At 59.2% G+C, this 18,042-nt stretch carries 22 protein-coding genes; 18 read left to right on the top strand and 4 right to left on the bottom strand.

Features of this window, described 5'->3' with window-relative positions; all coding sequences use genetic code 11:
* The first annotated feature begins 14 nt into the window (after window positions 1–14).
* The 3 genes from EKH79_RS10650 to EKH79_RS10640 are packed head-to-tail and all read left to right on the top strand — an operon-like array spanning window position 15 to window position 1,953.
* A complete protein-coding gene (locus EKH79_RS10650) occupies window positions 15–860 on the top strand; it encodes a DUF2167 domain-containing protein (RefSeq protein ID WP_126673759.1) in 846 nt (281 codons plus the stop codon).
* Complete coding sequence (locus EKH79_RS10645; RefSeq protein ID WP_126673758.1) at window positions 857–1,579, top strand: hypothetical protein; 723 nt, start codon at window positions 857–859, stop codon at window positions 1,577–1,579. The genes EKH79_RS10650 and EKH79_RS10645 overlap by 4 nt, the downstream gene beginning before the upstream one ends.
* Window positions 1,576–1,953 carry a J domain-containing protein gene (locus EKH79_RS10640; protein WP_126673757.1) on the top strand — a complete coding sequence of 126 codons (378 nt, stop codon included), beginning with the start codon at window positions 1,576–1,578 and terminating at the stop codon, window positions 1,951–1,953. Before EKH79_RS10645 ends, EKH79_RS10640 begins: the two co-directional genes overlap by 4 nt.
* 68 nt (window positions 1,954–2,021) lie before the next feature.
* Here the strand turns inward: EKH79_RS10640 and EKH79_RS10635 are convergent, their stop codons facing one another.
* Together EKH79_RS10635 and EKH79_RS18875 are read right to left on the bottom strand one after the other, a co-directional pair.
* Entirely contained in the window at window positions 2,022–2,966 is a 945-nt protein-coding gene (locus EKH79_RS10635) for an aldo/keto reductase (protein WP_126673756.1), read from the bottom strand.
* Between the two features lie 85 nt (window positions 2,967–3,051).
* The gene (locus tag EKH79_RS18875; RefSeq protein WP_158621229.1) at window positions 3,052–3,225 is read right to left on the bottom strand and encodes a hypothetical protein; all 174 of its coding nucleotides are present in this window, start codon (window positions 3,223–3,225) and stop codon (window positions 3,052–3,054) included.
* 98 nt (window positions 3,226–3,323) lie between these two features.
* On the opposite strand from EKH79_RS18875, the gene EKH79_RS10630 reads away from it, so the two are divergent.
* The gene (locus EKH79_RS10630; protein WP_126673755.1) at window positions 3,324–4,241 is read left to right on the top strand and encodes a LysR substrate-binding domain-containing protein; all 918 of its coding nucleotides are present in this window, start codon (window positions 3,324–3,326) and stop codon (window positions 4,239–4,241) included.
* Between the two features lie 37 nt (window positions 4,242–4,278).
* Window positions 4,279–4,617, top strand: coding sequence for a cupin domain-containing protein (locus tag EKH79_RS10625; protein ID WP_126673754.1), 339 nt, complete (start codon window positions 4,279–4,281; stop codon window positions 4,615–4,617).
* A gap of 49 nt (window positions 4,618–4,666) precedes the next feature.
* Here the strand turns inward: EKH79_RS10625 and EKH79_RS10620 are convergent, their stop codons facing one another.
* Entirely contained in the window at window positions 4,667–5,518 is an 852-nt protein-coding gene (locus EKH79_RS10620; RefSeq protein WP_126673753.1) for an energy transducer TonB, read from the bottom strand.
* Between the two features lie 178 nt (window positions 5,519–5,696).
* On the opposite strand from EKH79_RS10620, the gene EKH79_RS10615 reads away from it, so the two are divergent.
* The 3 genes from EKH79_RS10615 (at window position 5,697) to EKH79_RS10605 (ending at window position 8,036) form a co-directional block, all read left to right on the top strand.
* Window positions 5,697–6,359: an NYN domain-containing protein gene (locus EKH79_RS10615; RefSeq protein ID WP_126673752.1), complete on the top strand. Its 663-nt coding sequence runs from the start codon at window positions 5,697–5,699 to the stop codon at window positions 6,357–6,359.
* Window positions 6,360–6,574: 215 nt separating this feature from the next.
* Window positions 6,575–7,483, top strand: coding sequence for a class I SAM-dependent methyltransferase (locus EKH79_RS10610; RefSeq protein WP_126673751.1), 909 nt, complete (start codon window positions 6,575–6,577; stop codon window positions 7,481–7,483).
* A gap of 16 nt (window positions 7,484–7,499) precedes the next feature.
* Complete coding sequence (locus tag EKH79_RS10605) at window positions 7,500–8,036, top strand: pseudouridine synthase (protein WP_126673750.1); 537 nt, start codon at window positions 7,500–7,502, stop codon at window positions 8,034–8,036.
* 314 nt (window positions 8,037–8,350) lie between these two features.
* Here EKH79_RS10605 and EKH79_RS10600 read toward each other — a convergent pair whose 3' ends face one another.
* Complete coding sequence (locus EKH79_RS10600; protein WP_126673749.1) at window positions 8,351–9,136, bottom strand: TatD family hydrolase; 786 nt, start codon at window positions 9,134–9,136, stop codon at window positions 8,351–8,353.
* A gap of 255 nt (window positions 9,137–9,391) precedes the next feature.
* Here EKH79_RS10600 and gspE point away from each other — a divergent pair, with 255 nt between their 5' ends.
* The 10 genes from gspE (at window position 9,392) to EKH79_RS10550 (ending at window position 18,042) form a co-directional block, all read left to right on the top strand.
* Entirely contained in the window at window positions 9,392–11,125 is a 1,734-nt protein-coding gene (gene gspE, locus EKH79_RS10595) for a type II secretion system ATPase GspE (RefSeq protein WP_126673748.1), read from the top strand.
* A 174-nt stretch (window positions 11,126–11,299) separates the two neighbouring features.
* A complete protein-coding gene (gspF, locus tag EKH79_RS10590; protein WP_126673747.1) occupies window positions 11,300–12,517 on the top strand; it encodes a type II secretion system inner membrane protein GspF in 1,218 nt (405 codons plus the stop codon).
* A gap of 60 nt (window positions 12,518–12,577) precedes the next feature.
* Window positions 12,578–13,018: a type II secretion system major pseudopilin GspG gene (gene gspG / locus EKH79_RS10585; RefSeq protein WP_126673746.1), complete on the top strand. Its 441-nt coding sequence runs from the start codon at window positions 12,578–12,580 to the stop codon at window positions 13,016–13,018.
* A 101-nt stretch (window positions 13,019–13,119) separates the two neighbouring features.
* The gene (locus EKH79_RS10580; RefSeq protein ID WP_425478496.1) at window positions 13,120–13,563 is read left to right on the top strand and encodes a GspH/FimT family pseudopilin; all 444 of its coding nucleotides are present in this window, start codon (window positions 13,120–13,122) and stop codon (window positions 13,561–13,563) included.
* Window positions 13,560–13,982 carry a type IV pilus modification PilV family protein gene (locus EKH79_RS10575; protein WP_126673744.1) on the top strand — a complete coding sequence of 141 codons (423 nt, stop codon included), beginning with the start codon at window positions 13,560–13,562 and terminating at the stop codon, window positions 13,980–13,982. The genes EKH79_RS10580 and EKH79_RS10575 overlap by 4 nt, the downstream gene beginning before the upstream one ends.
* Window positions 13,979–14,644, top strand: a complete 666-nt coding sequence (locus EKH79_RS10570; protein ID WP_126673743.1) for a prepilin-type N-terminal cleavage/methylation domain-containing protein — start codon at window positions 13,979–13,981, stop codon at window positions 14,642–14,644. Before EKH79_RS10575 ends, EKH79_RS10570 begins: the two co-directional genes overlap by 4 nt.
* On the top strand, window positions 14,644–15,513 hold the full coding sequence (locus tag EKH79_RS10565; protein WP_126673742.1) for a type II secretion system minor pseudopilin: 870 nt from the start codon (window positions 14,644–14,646) through the stop codon (window positions 15,511–15,513). The genes EKH79_RS10570 and EKH79_RS10565 overlap by 1 nt, the downstream gene beginning before the upstream one ends.
* Entirely contained in the window at window positions 15,510–16,670 is a 1,161-nt protein-coding gene (locus EKH79_RS10560; protein ID WP_126673741.1) for a PilN domain-containing protein, read from the top strand. Before EKH79_RS10565 ends, EKH79_RS10560 begins: the two co-directional genes overlap by 4 nt.
* Window positions 16,667–17,317, top strand: a complete 651-nt coding sequence (gene gspM, locus EKH79_RS10555; protein ID WP_126673740.1) for a type II secretion system protein GspM — start codon at window positions 16,667–16,669, stop codon at window positions 17,315–17,317. The genes EKH79_RS10560 and gspM overlap by 4 nt, the downstream gene beginning before the upstream one ends.
* On the top strand, window positions 17,314–18,042 hold the full coding sequence (locus tag EKH79_RS10550; protein ID WP_126673739.1) for a general secretion pathway protein GspN: 729 nt from the start codon (window positions 17,314–17,316) through the stop codon (window positions 18,040–18,042). Before gspM ends, EKH79_RS10550 begins: the two co-directional genes overlap by 4 nt.

The following is an 18,042-nucleotide window of genomic DNA, read 5'->3' as shown; positions in this document are numbered from 1 at the left end:
ACAGGGGACAAGGGATGAAACGGTTAGTTCTGGTGCTTTTCGCGCTGCTTTTGTCGTGTCTCGGTGAGACGGCTGTTGCGCAGCAGAATCCTGTCGCGGGATTGCCTTGGCAGGTAGGGCCCGTCACCGTAAAGCTCGGTACGCACGCAACGTTGAATGTTCCGGATGGCTATGCGTTTCTCGATGCGGCGGGGACGCGTTCGCTAAGGGAAATCATGCATGATCCGCCGTCCAACGGCGATCAGTACACGCTCGCTCCGAAACCTATAAAGTGGATTGCGCTGTTCTCCTATCAGGACACCGGCTACGTCAAGGATGATGAAAAGCTCGATCCGGACGCCATCCTTCAGTCCTATCGGGATGGAACTACCGAAGCAAACAAGCAGCGCCGAGAGCGTGGATGGGATGAGCTCAATGTCATCGGCTGGTACGCACAGCCTCTATACGACTCGCAAATCAAATCGCTGACGTGGTCCTTGCTCGTTGAAAACACGGGAAATCATCAGCGTGCCGTGAACTACGACACGCGACTGTTGGGGCGGCACGGTGTCATGGGCGTGACGGTGGTCAGCGCACCGGACAACCTCGCTGCGGCCATTACCAGCTTCAAGAGCACGCTGTCCGGATTTCAGTTCGCGCCTGGCGAGAGCTACGCCGAATATCGCCCGGGCGATCGCGTGGCGGAATATGGCCTGGCGGCATTGATTACCGGCGGCGCACTGGCGGTTGCGGCGAAGAAAGGTCTATTTACCGTTATCGGCAGCTTCCTGATTGCCGCGTGGAAGTTTGTACTGGCGGGTTTTGTCGCGCTGAGCGCCTGGGTCAAGAATCTGTTCAAGAAAAAACAGTCGACGCAATGACCTTGCACGACGTGCTGTGGTTGCTGGGCGGAGTCGTAGCGCTCTATCTCTACGACTCCGCGCTGCTGCTTTATCACAACGAGATCGTTCTCGAGAGCACACGCAACGGTTGCCGTGTTTCGGGCGGTTCGACGTTCGAGCTGCGCGGAAGGCATGTTTTCCTGCCGAATCCCTTCTTTCCGAATCGTCCGTTGTTTCGCCTGAATTGGCCGGAGCATGGCGAATTCAGCGGTAGTGCGCAGTCCGTGCCATCGCGCCGGATAGTGGTCGCATTGTCGGCGATTGCGCCATGGACGCTGTTATTGCTGCTGCTTTTTGCTGTCGCGCTGCCGTATGCGTTGCTTGTACTACAGAGCGCTCAGGCATTGCTTGTGTGGATTGCTAGCGTCTATGCGGCGATTATTCTCGCCTTGCTCCACGTATACCGGTACAGAAAGGCGTTGAATCTGTCTCGCCGCGCCGTTGCGGCGATTGCGCTCGACGCACTGCTGTGCGCGCCATTCGCGCTAAACATCGTTCGGAAGATCAGCCTGCGGCAACGTTTCGACGGCGACTTACGCGTTGTTGCCGCAACGCGATTATCGCCGCAGGCAGTGAACGATCTCGCTGGCATTCTTCGTGAACGCATCCATGCCAGCCTTCAGTTCGTGGAGCCCGACACCGCCGCGTTCGAAGCGCTGACAACCTATTTGCATCACTTTGAGGGCTTGCGGGAATGACTGCCGTAGACATCGTGGTAATCGTCGCAGGCCTGTTCTTTGGCTACCGCCTCGTCAGCAACTATCTGACGCCTAATACAAGTCGTGAACCAACGCGCCAGGATGCGGATCGCCCTCGGAACGATCCGCCCCGACAACAGTGGGAACGGAATTGGGAGCCTGCTGCACCCAGTACTCCGGCATGGTTCGACGTGCTTGGCGTTGCGGAAACCGCCGATCTCGCGCAGATCGAATACGCCTACCGGGTGAAGATCAGTCAGTACCACCCGGACAAAGTAGCGCAGATGGGCGAGGACATAAGACAGCTGGCCGAGGCGAAATCCAAAGAGATCAACGCGGCTTATGAAACGGCGGTGCGATTGCGCCGGCGTTAGGTCGTCTCAGCATGCGTCGCTTATAGCGCTTGAATGGCGCCCGTGCTTTCGCACAGGCGCCGTCGATATCACGCACTGACAGCATTCAATGCGGCGATTTCATTGGCAGAAAGCGTGAGATTTACGGCGCCGATCAATTCCTGAAGTTGCTCCACGCTGGTCGCGCTGGCAATAGGTGCAGTAATACCAGGGCGTGCCATCAGCCATGCAAGCGCCACTTGAGCAGTGGTTGCCTTGTGTGCGGCGGCGATGTCATCGAGCGCCGCCAATACCTTCAAGTCTTGTGGATTGAGGAATTTCTTCACCGAACCGCTGCGCGCACTGCTCTTGGTGAGATCGGCCTCGGTACGGTACTTGCCGCTTAGAAAGCCGCTGGCGAGCGCGTAGTAGTTGATGACGCCGATGCCTTCTTTCAGCACCAACGGCTCAAGTTCCTTCTCATAGCCGTGGCGGCTTACCAGATTGTATTCCGGCTGCAGGCTTTCATAGCGCGCGAGGTTGTGTTCTTTCGATACGTTCAACGCCTCGGCAAATCGGTCTGCGCCATAGTTCGAAGCGCCGATTACGCGCACCTTTCCCTGCTCGATTAATCGCGAGAACGCACCGAGCGTTTCGTGCAGGGGCACGGTGGCATCGTCCTCATGCGCTTGATACAGATCGATGTAGTCGGTCTGCAATCGCTTGAGCGAGCCTTCCACGGCTTCGTTGATATTCATGGGCGAGAGACCGCGATGTTCGGTCCACTTGGCCACCTTGGTGGCGATCGCCACGCTATGACGCTTGCCGCTTTGCTTGAGCCACTTGCCGATGATGGTCTCCGATTCGCCGCCGCGATTGCCCGGTACCCACGCCGAGTAGACGTCGGCGGTGTCGATCAGATTCAAACCGGCTTCGACGAAGGCATCCAGCAGTTCGAACGAGCGCTTCTCGTCGGCACTCCAGCCAAACACGTTGCCGCCGAAGGCGAGCGGGGCGACAGATAGGGAGGATCGGCCCAATTGACGTTGTTGCATGGAAGAGACCTCGGAAGGATCGGGGACGGATGCGTCGCATGAAGCGAAACATGATCCTTCCGAGGTGGGTGTGCACGCGATGTAATCAAGCGGGGCAGGCGTGATCCCGTGCGACGCCGCTCTGCAGCGGCAATTGAGCGACGTCCACCTCTATCTGCCGCGGTGACGCGTCGTGGGCAGGCTTGTCGGGGCGCCAGGCCAGCTGGCTCGGGGTGGCGTGTCCGTGCAGAAACAGCAGATCGATCCATGGCGAGCGCATGGGAGGTTCCGTTGTGGGTTGGGGTGTGCTCAAGGTAATGGCATGCCATATCCCGAAAAAGCGATATATTCGCAAGCCAGGTTTGAGGGATATTCAAGATGAGCAGGGTGCCTCTCAGTCTTTTGCAGCAATTCGTGCAGGTCGCGCGGTTGGGCAATCTGTCCCGCGCGGCTGCACAAGCCAACCTCACCGTCAGCGCGTTGAGCCATCAAATGCGCCAGCTGGAGGAACGCCTCGAACGACGCCTGTTCGAGCGCGGGCCACGTGGCGTGACGTTGACGGTCGAGGGCTGCAGCCTGCTCGAAGCCGTGGGCGAACACTTCGACGGCATTGAGCACGCGATGTCGCGCTATCGCTGCAGGCGGCACGAGGCGCTCACGCTGAGTGCGAGTGCCGGCATTATTTCCAGCTGGCTCGTCCCACGTTTGCCGCGACTGCTAGCAGGGCACCCGGAGCTGGAGCTCAATTTGCAGACGGGTTCGGCGCTGGTGAATTTCGACCGCGAAGCCGTCGATGCAGCCATTCGCTACGGAAAAGGCACATGGGAAGGGCTGCGCAGTGTGCGCCTGTTCGGCGAATGGATCGCACCGGTCGCTGCACCAGCGCTGATCGAACGCATGGCAGGCGCCGATCCGACGGATCTCGCAAACTGGCCTTTGATCGGCGATCCCAACAGTAACAACCGATGGAACGACTGGTTTGACAAATATGGCGGCAAGCCGCCGCAACGCTATGTCGCGCAAGTCGATACGGTCGATGCGCTGAAGCAGGCTGCGCTGGAAGGACTGGGTGTTGCGCTGGGGCGCATGGTGACGTGCAAGTCGCTGATCGATGCCGGGCGTCTGATCATGCTGGGCGATCGTTACATGATTGCCAAAGAAGCGTATTACCTGGTCTATCCGCCGCGCTCGGATGATCATCGCGGTGTGAGCACATTCCGCGATTGGCTCGTCGAAGAGGCAGATGCTTATTGCGGGCAACTGCCGGAGTTGAACTACGAAACGGCGTCCGTGTGACGTTTGTGCACAGCCATTGATCGAACGGGAGACATCCATGCAACCAGACGCGGATTGGCTGCTGACACTTGCCCACGCAAAGGCAAATCTCCCCGGTAACGCCGAAGGTTTCAGGTTTTTCTACGGTCTTCGCCATGGCACGATGAAAGCCGGCCTCTACGCGCCGCAGCAGATCGATACGCAAGGTCCGCACAAGCAGGATGAGCTTTACGTCGTCATTAGCGGTAGTGGTGATTTCATCAAGAACGATGAGTGCCGCCGCTTTCAGGCAAACGACGTTCTATTCGTCGAAGCGGGAATTTCTCACCGCTTCGAAAATTTCACCGACGATTTTTCGACGTGGGTGATCTTTTGGGGGCCGGATGGCGGTGAATAAGTCATCCGCCATCCTGTGATCCAGTCATACCGAGATTGGTTTGGCCTTCTCAGCCGCTTGGCTGCGTCTGCAGATGCAAGTTTTCATCCGCTTGCGAAATGCTGCCAGCTGGAATGGCGTCGCTGCTTTGCGCGGGCTGACGAATGTCCGGTTGCAACCACGGAATGACTTCACGTGGGCCGGGAATATAGACATCCCATTTGCCGTACAGATCTTTTGCAGGCGGCGATCCGTACTGTTGCAGGTTGTAATTCACAGGTACGCGCACGTACCAGAAGGGATCGTTGGCCGTTGGCCCAGAAGTTGGAATGGTGAACGTCCATTGCTTGGCAGCGGCGATCGCAGAATTGGCGAGCACGGCGCTGTAGTGCTCCATGTCTCTGTCGTTACCGTATTCGCCCAGATTGACCTGCTCCACTCCTGCATTCATGACCGTGCCATCGCGGCCAACACGCACGAGTAGGAAAACGGTGCCAGTCACCCGGGCATTGATGGCCTCCTGCGGGTATTTAGGCGCCACTCGGTCTTTGGACGCAGGGCTTTGGCCAGGAACAAAAGGTCTATCGAAATTGGTGCTAGCGATCGCGACGGTGTCATGCGTGTCATCCACGCGCCTGGCGACAATGCGCAAGTTCATCTGCGCGCGTTCAATAACTTGCGGATTGCCGTCGACTTTGAACTTCCATGCGGGCACGTTGTTCTGAATCAGCGAGACGACAGCGGGCGGCAGCTTTTCAGGATGGTCGATCGTATAGCTGTGCACGCTGCCATCAGGCATGACCTCGATCCAGCCGGTGACAACCATGCTTGCCTCGGCGCGTCTGCGCACTTCGGCAGGTGACGCGGCCAATACCGCAAACGTCAATCCCATCAGCATCAAGCCAGCTATCATGCGTGTCATGGCACAGTCCCCTGTTGTGTCTCGCCGAGTATAACGTGAGGCGTGACGAGCGTATGACGACATCAGCAAGGACAAGTCGATCACTGTCGATAGGGCGACGATTGCGCTGACATCACGTAAAATATGCAAGTCAGTCGAATCGACATCACATTTCATCGCGGCACTTATAAGGATTCCTATGCCAAGCACCGCCATTCTTATCGACGGCGCTTTTTTTCTTGCACGTTATCGCAAAGTCTGGGGTGATCGAGACGCCAACGATGCACGCACGGTAGCCAAGACAGTGTTCGGTATGGCGCTGGAACATTTGAAAGCGCTGGATCGTCCTCGTGAGGCGTTGTATCGCATTTTCTTTTACGACTGTCCGCCGCTCGAGAAATCGCTGGTGAAGCCGATCAGTGGTGAGAGCATGGATTTCGCGCGCACCAACGCAGCAGGGTTTCGGCGCGATCTGCACGATCAGCTTCGTCGTCAGCGCAAGATGGCCTTGCGTCTTGGCCGCCTGGCCGATCGTGGCGAATGGAAGCTCAAGCAACATGCCTATCAGCAGCTGCGCGACGAATCGCTGTATTGGGAAGAGCTGGGCGACGAGCATTTCGAGCCGGACATGCGCCAGACGCAGGTGGACATGAAAATCGGCATCGATATCGCCGCGCTGGCCTACAAAAAGCAGGTCGATCAGATCGTTTTGGTGGCTGGCGATGCGGACTTCATTCCGGCGGCCAAACTAGCGCGCTACGAAGGTATCGACTTCATTCTCGACCCCATGTGGCAGGGCATCGCTCCGGATTTGCACGAGCATATCGACGGGTTGCAATCGGTCTGTCCAAGACCGTTTTAGCTTTGCCCAACGACAGCCTGACAAATATCTTTACCTCCCCGTGCAAAGGGAGGTAACCGGGCGCACGCTTGAAGCGTATAAGTCAGGGATCAGGGCTAGGAAAGAGTCTGATAGCTAAATGGCCACACGCCTCTTGTAAATTAATCGTAAAATATCCACATTCGCTGCACACGTCCGGCGGCAGGCTGCCGCAGATCACTTGGGAAGGAGTCGTCATGAAAATCAAGCTGGCCTTCGGGTTGTCAGCTGCGTTGCTGTTCGCAGGCGTGGCCCATGCGCAACAGGCGGGGCAGGATCAACCGGCGGGCGACTTGGTACCTCCCACCAGTGCCAGTGATTTCACCGCTGGCCAGTTGGATACCGTGCTCGCCGGCTCATGGCGCTCTGCGCCGAATAAAGCGCGCGACGTGTATCGCCATCCGAAGGAAACGTTGCAGTTTTTCGGCCTGCAGCCCGACAAGACGGTGATCGAAATCACCCCTGGCGGCGGCTGGTACAGCGAGATTCTGGCACCGCTGCTGCGCGACAACGGTCATTACATCGCTGCGGTCGCCGACAACAACGCCGAAGCGAAGCAGGACACCGCGGCATTGCGTGCCAAGTTCGCGGCCGATCCGGCGGAATACAGCAAAGCCACGATCGCGACATTCAATCCGCAAGCACCGGTGCTCGGACCGGCCGGTTCGGCCGACATGGTGCTCACCTTCCGCAATGTGCACAACTGGACGCAGGCCGGCACCGCGCAGGCGATGTTCAAGGCGTTCTATGCCGTCCTGAAAACGGGCGGTACGCTCGGCGTGGTGGATCATCGTGCAGCCGATGGCGCGACGATGGATTTGGTGAAAGGCAGCGGCTATCTGCCGACTGCCTACGTGATCAAGCTGGCCACCGATGCGGGCTTCAAGCTGGATGGCCAGAGCGAAATCAACGCCAATCCGAAAGACACCAAGGATTACCCGAAAGGTGTCTGGACGTTGCCGCCAACGTTGACCTTGGGCGATCAGGATCGTGCCAAGTATCTGGCCATTGGCGAGTCGGATCGCATGACGTTGCGCTTCGTCAAAAACGGCGCCGATAAAAAGCCGGCCGCTATGCCCACGGCTTCGGGCAGCACAGCGAAGTGATCGTTTCGCACGAGCAATGCTGATCGCGCTGAATAAGCCGTTCGGCGTACTGTGTCAGTTTACGGCCAACGATGGACGTCCGACCCTGGCGAACTATGTTCGCCAAAAGGACGTCTATCCGGCCGGGCGACTGGATCACGACAGCGAAGGTTTGCTGCTGCTCACTGATGACGGTGCACTGGCGCATCGTCTTACCGATCCGAAGCACAAAGAACCTAAAACCTATCTTGTGCAGGTCGATGGTGCATTGAACGATGAAGCGCTGCAGGCGTTGCGTCGTGGTGTCGTCTTGAACGACGGACTGACGCTACCGGTGGTTGCCGAGCATGCTGGCGAGCCGTCGTGGCTTTGGCCGCGCGATCCGCCCGTGCGCTTTCGCAAGAGCATTCCGACCAGCTGGTTGACGATCACCTTGCGCGAAGGGCGCAATCGGCAAGTTCGTCGCATGACGGCTGCGGTCGGGTTTCCGACGTTGCGGTTGATACGTGTGCGTGTTGGCAGTTACACGCTGGATGATTTGCCACCGGGTGAAACGCGCGTGCTGAAAACTTGATGCGGTGCTTTGCGGTTTTCATTGTCGACCACGACAAAATTAGGCGGCCGCGCATTATCCGAAGAGGATAAAAGGTAGCGGCGTCATTCCGGCGAAGGCCGGAATCCAGTCTGAATACGTCGTGCGAAGCACACATAACCAATTATGTTGAGTACTTCGTACAGCATAATTGTACTGGATTCCGGCCTTCGCCGGAATGACGATGCAAGCTTTTTATGTATCGGAAATGAGTGCGATTCTCTAGTTTCGCTACGACTGACAATCAGGGCATAGCGAAACCACGGCGCTGAACGCATTTCGCAAACAGCGCCACCTCACAACGAAAAAAATGTAGTCGCCGCCGCAGTACTGTTCGCCGCAGTAACATCAACAGCTTCACCACGATCGCGCGCAATTTCTTCGCAGATGTGCTTGAGAAACATCGGCTCATTGCGTCGATGACTTGGTTGTGGGCGCACGGTGCGCGGTAGCAAATACGGCGCATCGGTTTCGATCATCAATCGGTTGACAGGAATCTCGCGCACGAATTCGCGCAGATGCGTGCCGCGACGCTCGTCGCAAATCCAACCCGTGATGCCGATATGGCAATCGAGCGCGAGATAGTCGTGCAACGCTTCGCGTGTATCGGTGAAACAATGCACGACGGCGGCGGGTACTTTGTCGCGATACTTCTTCAGCAACGCAACGAAATCATGATGCGCATCGCGCTGATGCAAAAAGAGCGGCTTGCCGACATCCACAGCAATCTGCAATTGCCGCTCGAAGACCTGCAGCTGCACATCGCGCGGGGAATAGTTGCGGTTGTAGTCCAGCCCGGTTTCGCCCACCGCGCGCACTTCCGGTGCGTGCGCCAAGGTACGAAGAAGCGTGTCCGTAGCGTCGTTGTAGTCGATGGCGTGATGGGGATGGACGCCCGCCGTGGCATATAAAAAGCCAGGATGGGCACGGGCCAGGTCCAGGGCGTGCTCGCTACCGGCGTGTGACGCGCCGGTGACAATCATCCGCGTAATCCCATGCGTCCGCGCACGGTCCAGAACGGCGTCGAAATCGTGCCGGAAAGATTCGTGGGTCAGGTTGGCCCCGATATCGATGAGCTGCATGGCGAACCCTTTTAAAGGTTTTATTGTCCCATTTACCGAGCGACCCTATCCATGCCGCCTGCACAAAGGGTCCGGTCGCTCAGGTGCCGCCCAATCGCAGCATGAACAGCCGGTCAGCTATCGCATAGATATCCGCCTAACAAGGCTCGCCAGTCGCTTGAAGGTTGTGTTACGAATGGGATTCGTCTGCTCGACACGTGGGAACGTCGGGCAGTTGAAGACATATTGAGACGTAGGTCACGAGCGGGGTGGAACATGTCGGCAGTCGTAAAGCCGGCGTCCGTTGGGGCGATGAAGGCCACGGATGACCATGAATTGGCAGTGTGCACACTGCTGGTGGCGCGTGGGCGCCTGAAAGACAACGATTTGGCCCGCGCACGCCGTCTTCATGAAGAAGCGCCCGAGGGCACCTTGACCGCTTTGCTGGCCCGGCTGGGCCTGGTCTCCGAGCGCGAGCTGGCCGAAGCCTGGGCGGAACGTCTGGATGCGCCGTTGCTCGCCGCACGTGATGCCCCCGACATGCCGCCCGTTGACTTCGATATTTCCGTTCGCTTCCTCAAGCAGCAGCACGTCGTGCCGGTGCGTGTAGGTGATGACGGTCTTGCACTGATGGTGTCCGATCCGGCCGATACCTATCCGCTGCACGCCGTGCGTCTTGCCGCGGGCAAACCGGTGGCGCTTTGTATCGGCGTGCGTTCGGAGATCGACGATCTGATCGAGCGTTATTACGGTCAGGGCCGATCGGCGATGGGCACCATCGTGGAAAATCTCGATGGCAGTGCGGCGGAAGAAGACGATGTCGAACACCTGCGCGATCTGGCATCCGAAGCGCCGGTGATTCGCCTGGTCAACCTGATTCTTCAACGCGCGGTCGAACAGCGTGCATCGGACGTGCATATCGAGCCGTTCGAAAACCGGTTGAAAGTGCGCTACCGCATCGACGGCGTGCTGCACGAAGTGGAAGCGCCGCCGTCCAGCTCGACCGCTGCCGTGATCAGCCGCGTAAAGATCATGGCGAAGCTCAACATCGCCGAGCGCCGCCTGCCGCAAGACGGCCGCATTCAATTGCGCGTGCAAGGCAAGGAACTCGACTTGCGCGTTTCCACCGTGCCGACCAGCTTCGGCGAGTCGGTGGTGATGCGTATTCTCGACCGCGAAACGGTGGTGTTCGATTTTGCATCGCTCGGATTCACCGAGAACTTCCGTGAACGTTTCGTGGAGGTGCTGCAGCGGCCGCACGGCATTCTGCTCGTCACCGGTCCGACCGGTTCGGGCAAAACCACCACGCTTTACACCGCGCTGTCGAAGATCAACACGCCCGGCGTCAAGATCATCACGGTGGAAGATCCGGTCGAATACCAGCTTGAGGGCATCAACCAGATTCAGGTGAAGCCGCAGATCGGTCTGGATTTCGCCAATGCATTGCGTTCGATCATGCGACAGGATCCGGACGTCATCATGATCGGCGAAATGCGCGATCTGGAAACGTGCCGCATCGCCATCCAGTCCGCGTTGACCGGTCACCTTGTGCTGTCAACCCTGCATACGAACAGCGCATCAGGCGGCGTCACGCGCATGCTCGACATGGGCGTGGAAGATTATCTGCTCGGCTCCACCGTCAACGGCATTCTCGCGCAGCGTCTTGTGCGCCGACTCGATCCGGAAACGGCAATTCCTTATGAGGCGCCACCGGAAGTCGTCAAAGAGTTCGAGTTGGAGAAGTACACCGACGAGCGGCCGATTCGCTTGTGGAAGCCGGGTACCAGCACGTCTAATCCCACGGGTTATCGCGGCCGTCGCGCCATTCTGGAATTTCTCGTAATGAGCGATGCGCTGCGTCGCCTGGTGATGCAGCGTGCCGATGCTGGCGAGATCGAACGTCAGGCGCGTGCGGAAGGCATGCGCACCATGTATGAAGATGGCATTGCCAAAGCTGTGGCGGGCATCACCACCATCGAGGAGGTGTTGCGTGTCACGCAAGAGGGCTAATCGTCTCAGCGTTGCTCCCTCTCCCCTCCGGGGAGAGGGCTGGGGTGAGGGGCGGTTCTCGCCCCTCGCTCACATGGCAGCGGATTTCGATGCTGCCACGACGCAAGATTGGCCCCTCACCTCGATCCTCTCCCCGGAGGGGAGAGGAGGCAAACGTAAAGAGCCATTCTTGATATGAGCCAGTTCCGTTACCGCGCCGTCAGTGCCGCTGGCGAAATCCTGCAAGGGCAGATGGAGGCATCGAGCCTCGACGAAGTCGTCATGCGCCTGCAGGATCAGGGCCACACGCCGCTGGAAGCCAAGCCGGCTGACGCGGGCGGCGAGGGCACCGGATTTGCGGGCTTTTTCAAGCGCGGTCCGTTCAATGGCGATCAACTGGCGCAGTTCACGCATCAGCTGGCGACGCTGCTTGGTGCAGGACAGCCGCTCGATCGCGCGCTCGGCATACTGATGGATCTGCCCGAAGGCGAGCACGCAAAAAAATTGATCGAACGTGTGCGCGACCGCGTGCGCGGCGGCACCACGCTTTCGCAATCGCTGGATGAAGAGCACGGGGTCTTTCCCAAGCTTTACATCGCGCTGGTGCGCGCGGGCGAAGTGGGCGGATCGCTGGAAGACACGTTGCGTCGTCTCGCCGATTACCTGGAACGCTCGCAGCAACTGCGCGGCAGCATCATCAACGCACTGATCTATCCGGCGTTCCTGATGGTGGGCGTGCTGGGCTCGCTGTTGTTGCTGCTCACGTATGTCGTGCCGCAATTCGTGCCGATCTTTCAGGACATGCAGGTGCCGATTCCGTGGATCACGCGCGCCGTGCTCGCGCTTGGCACCACACTGCAGGATTGGTGGTGGCTGATCATTTTGCTTGTTGTCGGTGGCATCTTCGTATGGCGCTCACGCATGCGCGATCCGGCATTGCGGCTCGCGTGGCACGAGAAGCTGTTGAAGATACGCATGATCGGTCCGCTGGTATTGAAAGTGGAAACGGCGCGTCTTGCACGCACGCTCGGCACGCTGGTCAAGAACGGCGTGCCGTTGCTTTCGGCGCTCGGTATTGCGCGGCAGGTCACATCTAACCGCGCGTTGGATGAGTCGCTCATACAAGCCACGGAAATGGTCAAGGGCGGTAACGGTTTGAGCCTCGCGCTGTCGCAATCGCAGCGCTTTCCGCGTCTGGCGATTCAGATGGTGCAAGTGGGCGAAGAAGCGGGCCAGCTCGATACCATGCTGCTGAAAGTCGCCGACACGTTCGAGATTGAAAGCCGCCGTGCGATCGATCGTCTGCTGGCTGCGTTAGTTCCTGCGCTTACCATCGTCATGACGGTTTTTGTGGCCATCATCATGTCGGCCATCCTGTTGCCGCTGCTCAGTCTTACCAGCAACATCCAATGATTTGCGTTGTCCGATAAACGCATCCCACACGCTACACGCCTAAAACGGAGAAACCAGCCCATGCAGTACAGATATCCGCGAACCCGGCAACTGCGTCATCCACGCCGCAGCGCTGGCTTCACCCTGCTGGAAATGCTGGCAGTGATCGTGCTGATTGGTATCGTCGGCGCCATCGTCGTTCGTCAGGTTGGCAACAGCGTGGACAAGGGCAAGTACGGCGCAGGCAAAGCGCAGCTCACCACGATCAGTCAGGCGGTGGATGCGTATGCGCTGGACAACGGTTCGCCGCCCGCGCAGCTGGGCGATCTCGTGAGCAAACCGGCTGCCGCTACCAATTGGCAGGGCCCGTATTTGAAGCCCTCGCAGTTGAAGGATCCCTGGGGGCATGACTTTGGCTACAAGTATCCCGGTGAGCACGGTGCGTACGACCTGATTTTCTACGGTCAGGACGGCAAGCCGGGTGGCGATGGCTATAGCGCCGACGTGGGTAACTGGCAGTGAACATCCAGGGACCGGTAGCAAGCGTTGCTGGATGGGGCTGTGCAAAGACGCCTCATTCCGCCGCTTTTTCACGGTCCCGCCGTTATCGATCCAGGCGTGCGCTGCGCGCCTTTACGTTGTTCGAAATGCTTGCCGTGATTCTGCTCATCGGTATCGCGGCAGCAGCAGTTGCGGTGTCGGTCACGCATGGATTGGCAAGTGCGCGTATCAACGCCGCCGCCGGTGAACTTGCCGCATCGCTGCGCGCGACACGCACGCAAGCGATCGTGCACGGCCAGCAGCGCATCTTTCAGATCGACACCAGCAACGCGACCTACAGCGGTACCGACAAACGAGACGTGCGTCTGCCCAAAGGACTGGATCTGTCTGTGACCAGCGCGGCTAGCGATCAGAGCAGCGGTGACGTTGCACGTATCCGTTTCTTCCCCGATGGCAGTTCCACCGGCGGCCGCATTACGTTGCGTAGCGGGCGGCGCGAATGGCACGTCAACGTGTCATGGCTGACCGGCGCCATCAGCATCTACGACACGGCCAAGAACACATGAACGCATCGAGGCGCCATGCGCGAGGCTTCAGCCTGCTCGAGGTGATCGCCGCGATCATGCTGTTGGCGATTGCATTTGGTGCCTTGATGGAAGTTGCCGGTGGTTCGATTCGTCTGTCCAAAGACGCAGCCGATCATAGTCAGGCCGCCTTATGGGCACGCACGCTGCTGGATACGCGCTTTGCGATCGATCCGGTGAAGCCTGGCGTCACCGAGGGGCACTTCGACGATCACTATCGCTGGAAACTCGCCGTTACGCCGTGGACCGCACCGGGTGTTGCGTCGGCTACGAACGCCAATGCGATGCAAATGTACCGGCTTGATCTCGACGTCATGTGGGGTGCCGAACCCTTCGAGCACAAGGCGCACTTCAGTACATTGCGCATCGGCTCCGTCAACAGTCCCACGGCGCCGTTATGAAGCATACGGCCGGGTTTACCTTATTCGAAGTCCTGGCAGCGCTAGCGCTATTGTCGTTATTGCTACTGGGTGTTTATGCCGGCATTCGTTCGTCGACGCATACAGTGGAATCGGGTGAGTTGAAGATCGAGCAACTGGACCAAGTGCGTTCCTCGCAGCAATTCCTGCGGCGCGAACTGATGCAGGCCTTGGCGCAGGCCATCGCGCATGACGACAGCGGCAACAACATCTTCTTCGTCGGCAGCAGCGACGAAATGCGCTTCGTCGCGCCGTTGCCGGGTTATTTGGGCAGGATGGGGCCGCAGCTGATCGACGTGAAACTGGTGTCGACGGACAGGGACGGCAAGCAACTTGTCGCAAGCCTTGCCGAACTGCCGCCCGATGGCAGCCCGCTGCATCCGTTGGGCGATCCCCAGGTATTGGTCGATGGCGTTGTCGATGGCGCTTTCAGTTATCGCGGCCTCAATGCACAAGGCCAGCCGATGGATTGGCAGGACGATTGGAAATTTACCGGCAACATGCCGAACATCGTCGAAATCAAGCTGACGCTCGCACACGGAAGAGAGTGGCCACTGCTGAGCGCACCGTTGCGCGTCAATGCAGCAGCCGCACAGGGTCCGGGTTTGCTGCGAGGCCTGCAACAGCCGCAGCCGGTGATGTGATGAAAAAGACCCAACGCGGTGTTGCTTTGTTACTGGTCATGTGGGCATGCACGCTGCTCGCCATTCTGTTGGGCGGCTATGCAGCACTGGCGCACACCGAAGGTTTGCAAGCGACATATCAGTTCCAGCAGACGCGCGCGCACTATGCCGCCGAAGCCGGGTTGATGCGCGCAATCTATGCATTGCAAGCGCCAAACATGGCCGATCGGTGGATGGCGGACGGACGCATGTATCCGTTCGCGTTCGAAGATTCGAAAGTCGCCGTTTCCATCATTTCCGAAAGCGGCAAAGTGGATATCAATGCCGCTACGCCCGATGTCATCACCAATCTCTTCGTCGCGGCGGGCGTCGATCAGAATCATGCTGCACAACTTGCGCAGTCCGTCGTCGACTGGCGCAGCTTCGCCGTGTCCCCGCAGCAAGCGAGTCAGCGCAAGGCAGCCTATATCGCGGCCGGGCGCGACTACGGCCCCCGCAACGGACCCTTCGCCAGCCTGGACGAATTGCAGATGGTGCTGGGGATGAACCCAGCGCTGTACGAAGCCCTTTCCCCCTACGTCACGATCTGGTCCGGCCGTACCAGCCCCGACCCGGCCACCGCACCGCTGCTCGATCTGGCCGCGTTGCCTGGCATGAACATGCAACAGGCGCAGGCGATGATTGCCAATCGCACGGCTGCGGCTGCGGCCGCTGCTGCCAACCCCCTCGCGGGGCTATCCAATAACGGCATCACAGATAGTATTCGTTCCGAAGCAGTTTTGGCCGATGGAACGCGCGCAGTGCTGCGTGCCACGGTACGCTTGCAGGGATATCGGCCCGGGTCGCAATCTTTTGCGGTGCTGCGCTGGCAAGAGGGAGATGGGGAGTGAATTCCGCAACACAGACATGGCGATCGCAGCTCGATCGCGCACGCCGCGCATGGCGAAGTTCGCCCATGCCCGCATTCTTTGCGTGGTGGGGCGGCGAATTGCGCGAGTTGCTGCCGGTTCGCTGGCAGGCGTATTTCCGCGCCGGCAACGTCTGGTGCCTGTTGCGGCACCACGGTGGCCAATGGTCCGTGCATCGCAGCGGCCAACCGGCGGTGTCGGCGCCCTGGAGCGATGAGCTCGATGCACCCGAACAACAGGCGCTGTTGAAATCGGCTGTAACGGGTATCGATCCGCAGGACCTGCGCCTGGCGCTGTGCCTGCCACAAGACGCGGTGTTGCGGCGCCGAATCGTGTTGCCCGAAGCGGCGCGCGACAACTTGCGTCAGATCGGCGCGTTCGAAATGGATCGGCAAACACCGTTCCGCATTGAGCAGGTGTACTACGACCTGCGCGAACTTTCCGTTTCCGTGACCGCGGGCCGCATCGCCGCCGAACTCGTTGCGGTGCCGCGTGCCGCAGTCGATGCGCAACTGGAGCAGTTGCGCAAGGCGGGTATCGCTATTGATGCGGTCGATCTGTGCGAGGGCGACAAGCGTCTGGGTGTGAACCTGTTGCCGCCGGAGATGGCGCGCGCGCATCCCGATCCGCGCCGCAGGCTCAACATTGGTCTGGCCATTGCAGCGCTCGTACTGTTGCTGTTGTGCTTAGGGCAGTGGCTGCACAATCGCGAAGACACACTCACCGCCATGCAATCGCAGGTCGACGATATGCGCGCAGATGCGCAGAAGATCGCCGATCTTCGCAAGCAGCTTGAAGATAGCGCTGGCGCTTCCGGATTCCTCGCCCATCGCAAGACCGATGCCGTTGCCATTGTCGATGTGTTGCAGGATCTCACCACGCGCATCCCCGATGACACATGGCTGGAACGTTTCACCATCGATAGCGGCGGCCGCATCGGTATTCAGGGACAAAGCGCCAAGGCGGCGCCGCTGATCGACGTGCTCCAAAGCAGCAAGCTGATTACGGGTGCGAATTTCCAGGGTGTCATTCAGCGCGATCCGCAGACCAACAAGGAGCGTTTCTACATGGACGCGCAGTTGGTCAAGCCCAAGAGCGCCAAACCCGCGGCCAGCAGCACGGCGGGAGCAACGCCATGAACTTAAGGCCGATGAAGCCGCTGGAAAGCCGCCTTGCTGCGATTGGCTTGCTCGTGCTGGTTATCGTGCTTGCCTATTTCCTGTTGCTGCACTGGTGGTTCGTCGCGCCATTGCGCGATATCAGCAGTCAGATGGACGATCTGCGCGACACGCAGAGCCGCTTCGCCGCAGCGATCGCAGAAAAACCACAATTGCAGAAGCGCCTTGCGGAGCTTGGCCGCGACTCCATCGATAGCAGCACCTTCCTGCCTGAAAACGATCCGAACGCTGCTGCCGCCGGCTTGATGCAGCGCGTGGTGGACGACGCCGCCGCGCAATCGCAGCAAGGCAGCTGCGAAGTCAGTCAGAAGATGCCGGTGCCCAATCCGCCTGCAACACCGGGCGATCCGTATCGCAAAGTGGTCGTGAGCATCAGCCTGCACTGTGACGTGCAGCCGTTGATCGGGTTGTTGTATGCGCTTGAGAAAGGCAAGCCTTATCTGTTTGTGCAGGACTTCAGCGTTTATCGCAATCCGCTGATCGCCATGCAGAAGACCGGCGTTGCACCCTTGGAAGTTCAATTCACGCTAGCCGGTTACGTGCATGCGAAGGCGCCTGCTGCCGGTTCGGCGGACGCTGCCGCCACAACGGGGGATGACGCGCCATGAACGCCGCCGCGCAACGTCGCCTGACACCCGCGTGTGCCGCAGCAGTCGCTGTGCTTGGCGTCGTCTTTCTGTCGCTGCTTTTTGGGGTGGGTCGCAGTGTGGAATGGGATCCGCCGCGTGTTACACCACCACTGCCTGTCATGCACAACGTCGCGCTACCATCGCCACCATTGCTGCAGACTTACTCGCAGGTCTGGGAGCATCCGCTGTTCAGCAGCGATCGCAAACCTATCGTTTCCAGCGGTAATAACGAAGGCGTCAGCATCGGCGATCTGCAACTGACCGGCGTCATTATCACGCCCACTCTGCGTATGGCATTGCTCGGTAGCGCGCACGACCACGACAACAACAAGAGCGATACCAGCCAAGATGTTCGCGTACGCGAAGGTGCCATGTTGCCGGACAGCAGCTGGAAGCTGATCAAGGTGCTTCCGCGTTCGGCCATCTTTGCCTCGTCCAGTGGGCGCACAGAACTGAAATTGCCCGCTGGTGCACCCATCGATCAAAAGAATGCGAGCGCCACCAACCAGGCCATTCCCATGGGCGGCCCACCCAGTGTCGGGCCCATGGTGCCTGGTCCGGGAATGGGCACGCCAGTACAGCAGGGTGTGCCTTTAGCGCCTCAACCCAACGACGCTCAATCTCAACGTTTACTCAAGCTCCGGGCCGCCATTCTTAAGCAGCGCTCCCAGCAGCCATCCGGGAACGCTCAAGGAGAACACTGA

Source organism: Dyella dinghuensis, assembly GCF_003977615.1.
Lineage (GTDB): Bacteria > Pseudomonadota > Gammaproteobacteria > Xanthomonadales > Rhodanobacteraceae > Dyella_B > Dyella_B dinghuensis.
This window is presented reverse-complemented; position numbering and strand designations above follow the sequence as displayed.

Excerpts from the sequence above, each read along its gene's own strand:
- gspF (WP_126673747.1), top strand. The coding sequence starts at position 11,300 with ATGAGCCAGTTCCGTTACCGCGCCGTCAGTGCCGCTGGCGAAATCCTG.
- gspM (WP_126673740.1), top strand. The coding sequence starts at position 16,667 with ATGAACTTAAGGCCGATGAAGCCGCTGGAAAGCCGCCTTGCTGCGATT.
- EKH79_RS10635 (WP_126673756.1), bottom strand. The coding sequence starts at position 2,966 with ATGCAACAACGTCAATTGGGCCGATCCTCCCTATCTGTCGCCCCGCTC.
- EKH79_RS10600 (WP_126673749.1), bottom strand. The coding sequence starts at position 9,136 with ATGCAGCTCATCGATATCGGGGCCAACCTGACCCACGAATCTTTCCGG.
- EKH79_RS10625 (WP_126673754.1), top strand. The coding sequence starts at position 4,279 with ATGCAACCAGACGCGGATTGGCTGCTGACACTTGCCCACGCAAAGGCA.
- EKH79_RS10630 (WP_126673755.1), top strand. The coding sequence starts at position 3,324 with ATGAGCAGGGTGCCTCTCAGTCTTTTGCAGCAATTCGTGCAGGTCGCG.
- EKH79_RS10550 (WP_126673739.1), top strand. The coding sequence starts at position 17,314 with ATGAACGCCGCCGCGCAACGTCGCCTGACACCCGCGTGTGCCGCAGCA.
- gspG (WP_126673746.1), top strand. The coding sequence starts at position 12,578 with ATGCAGTACAGATATCCGCGAACCCGGCAACTGCGTCATCCACGCCGC.
- EKH79_RS10570 (WP_126673743.1), top strand. The coding sequence starts at position 13,979 with ATGAAGCATACGGCCGGGTTTACCTTATTCGAAGTCCTGGCAGCGCTA.
- EKH79_RS10575 (WP_126673744.1), top strand. The coding sequence starts at position 13,560 with ATGAACGCATCGAGGCGCCATGCGCGAGGCTTCAGCCTGCTCGAGGTG.
- gspE (WP_126673748.1), top strand. The coding sequence starts at position 9,392 with ATGTCGGCAGTCGTAAAGCCGGCGTCCGTTGGGGCGATGAAGGCCACG.
- EKH79_RS10610 (WP_126673751.1), top strand. The coding sequence starts at position 6,575 with ATGAAAATCAAGCTGGCCTTCGGGTTGTCAGCTGCGTTGCTGTTCGCA.
- EKH79_RS10605 (WP_126673750.1), top strand. The coding sequence starts at position 7,500 with ATGCTGATCGCGCTGAATAAGCCGTTCGGCGTACTGTGTCAGTTTACG.
- EKH79_RS10645 (WP_126673758.1), top strand. The coding sequence starts at position 857 with ATGACCTTGCACGACGTGCTGTGGTTGCTGGGCGGAGTCGTAGCGCTC.
- EKH79_RS10650 (WP_126673759.1), top strand. The coding sequence starts at position 15 with ATGAAACGGTTAGTTCTGGTGCTTTTCGCGCTGCTTTTGTCGTGTCTC.
- EKH79_RS10565 (WP_126673742.1), top strand. The coding sequence starts at position 14,644 with ATGAAAAAGACCCAACGCGGTGTTGCTTTGTTACTGGTCATGTGGGCA.
- EKH79_RS10620 (WP_126673753.1), bottom strand. The coding sequence starts at position 5,518 with ATGACACGCATGATAGCTGGCTTGATGCTGATGGGATTGACGTTTGCG.
- EKH79_RS18875 (WP_158621229.1), bottom strand. The coding sequence starts at position 3,225 with ATGCGCTCGCCATGGATCGATCTGCTGTTTCTGCACGGACACGCCACC.
- EKH79_RS10615 (WP_126673752.1), top strand. The coding sequence starts at position 5,697 with ATGCCAAGCACCGCCATTCTTATCGACGGCGCTTTTTTTCTTGCACGT.
- EKH79_RS10640 (WP_126673757.1), top strand. The coding sequence starts at position 1,576 with ATGACTGCCGTAGACATCGTGGTAATCGTCGCAGGCCTGTTCTTTGGC.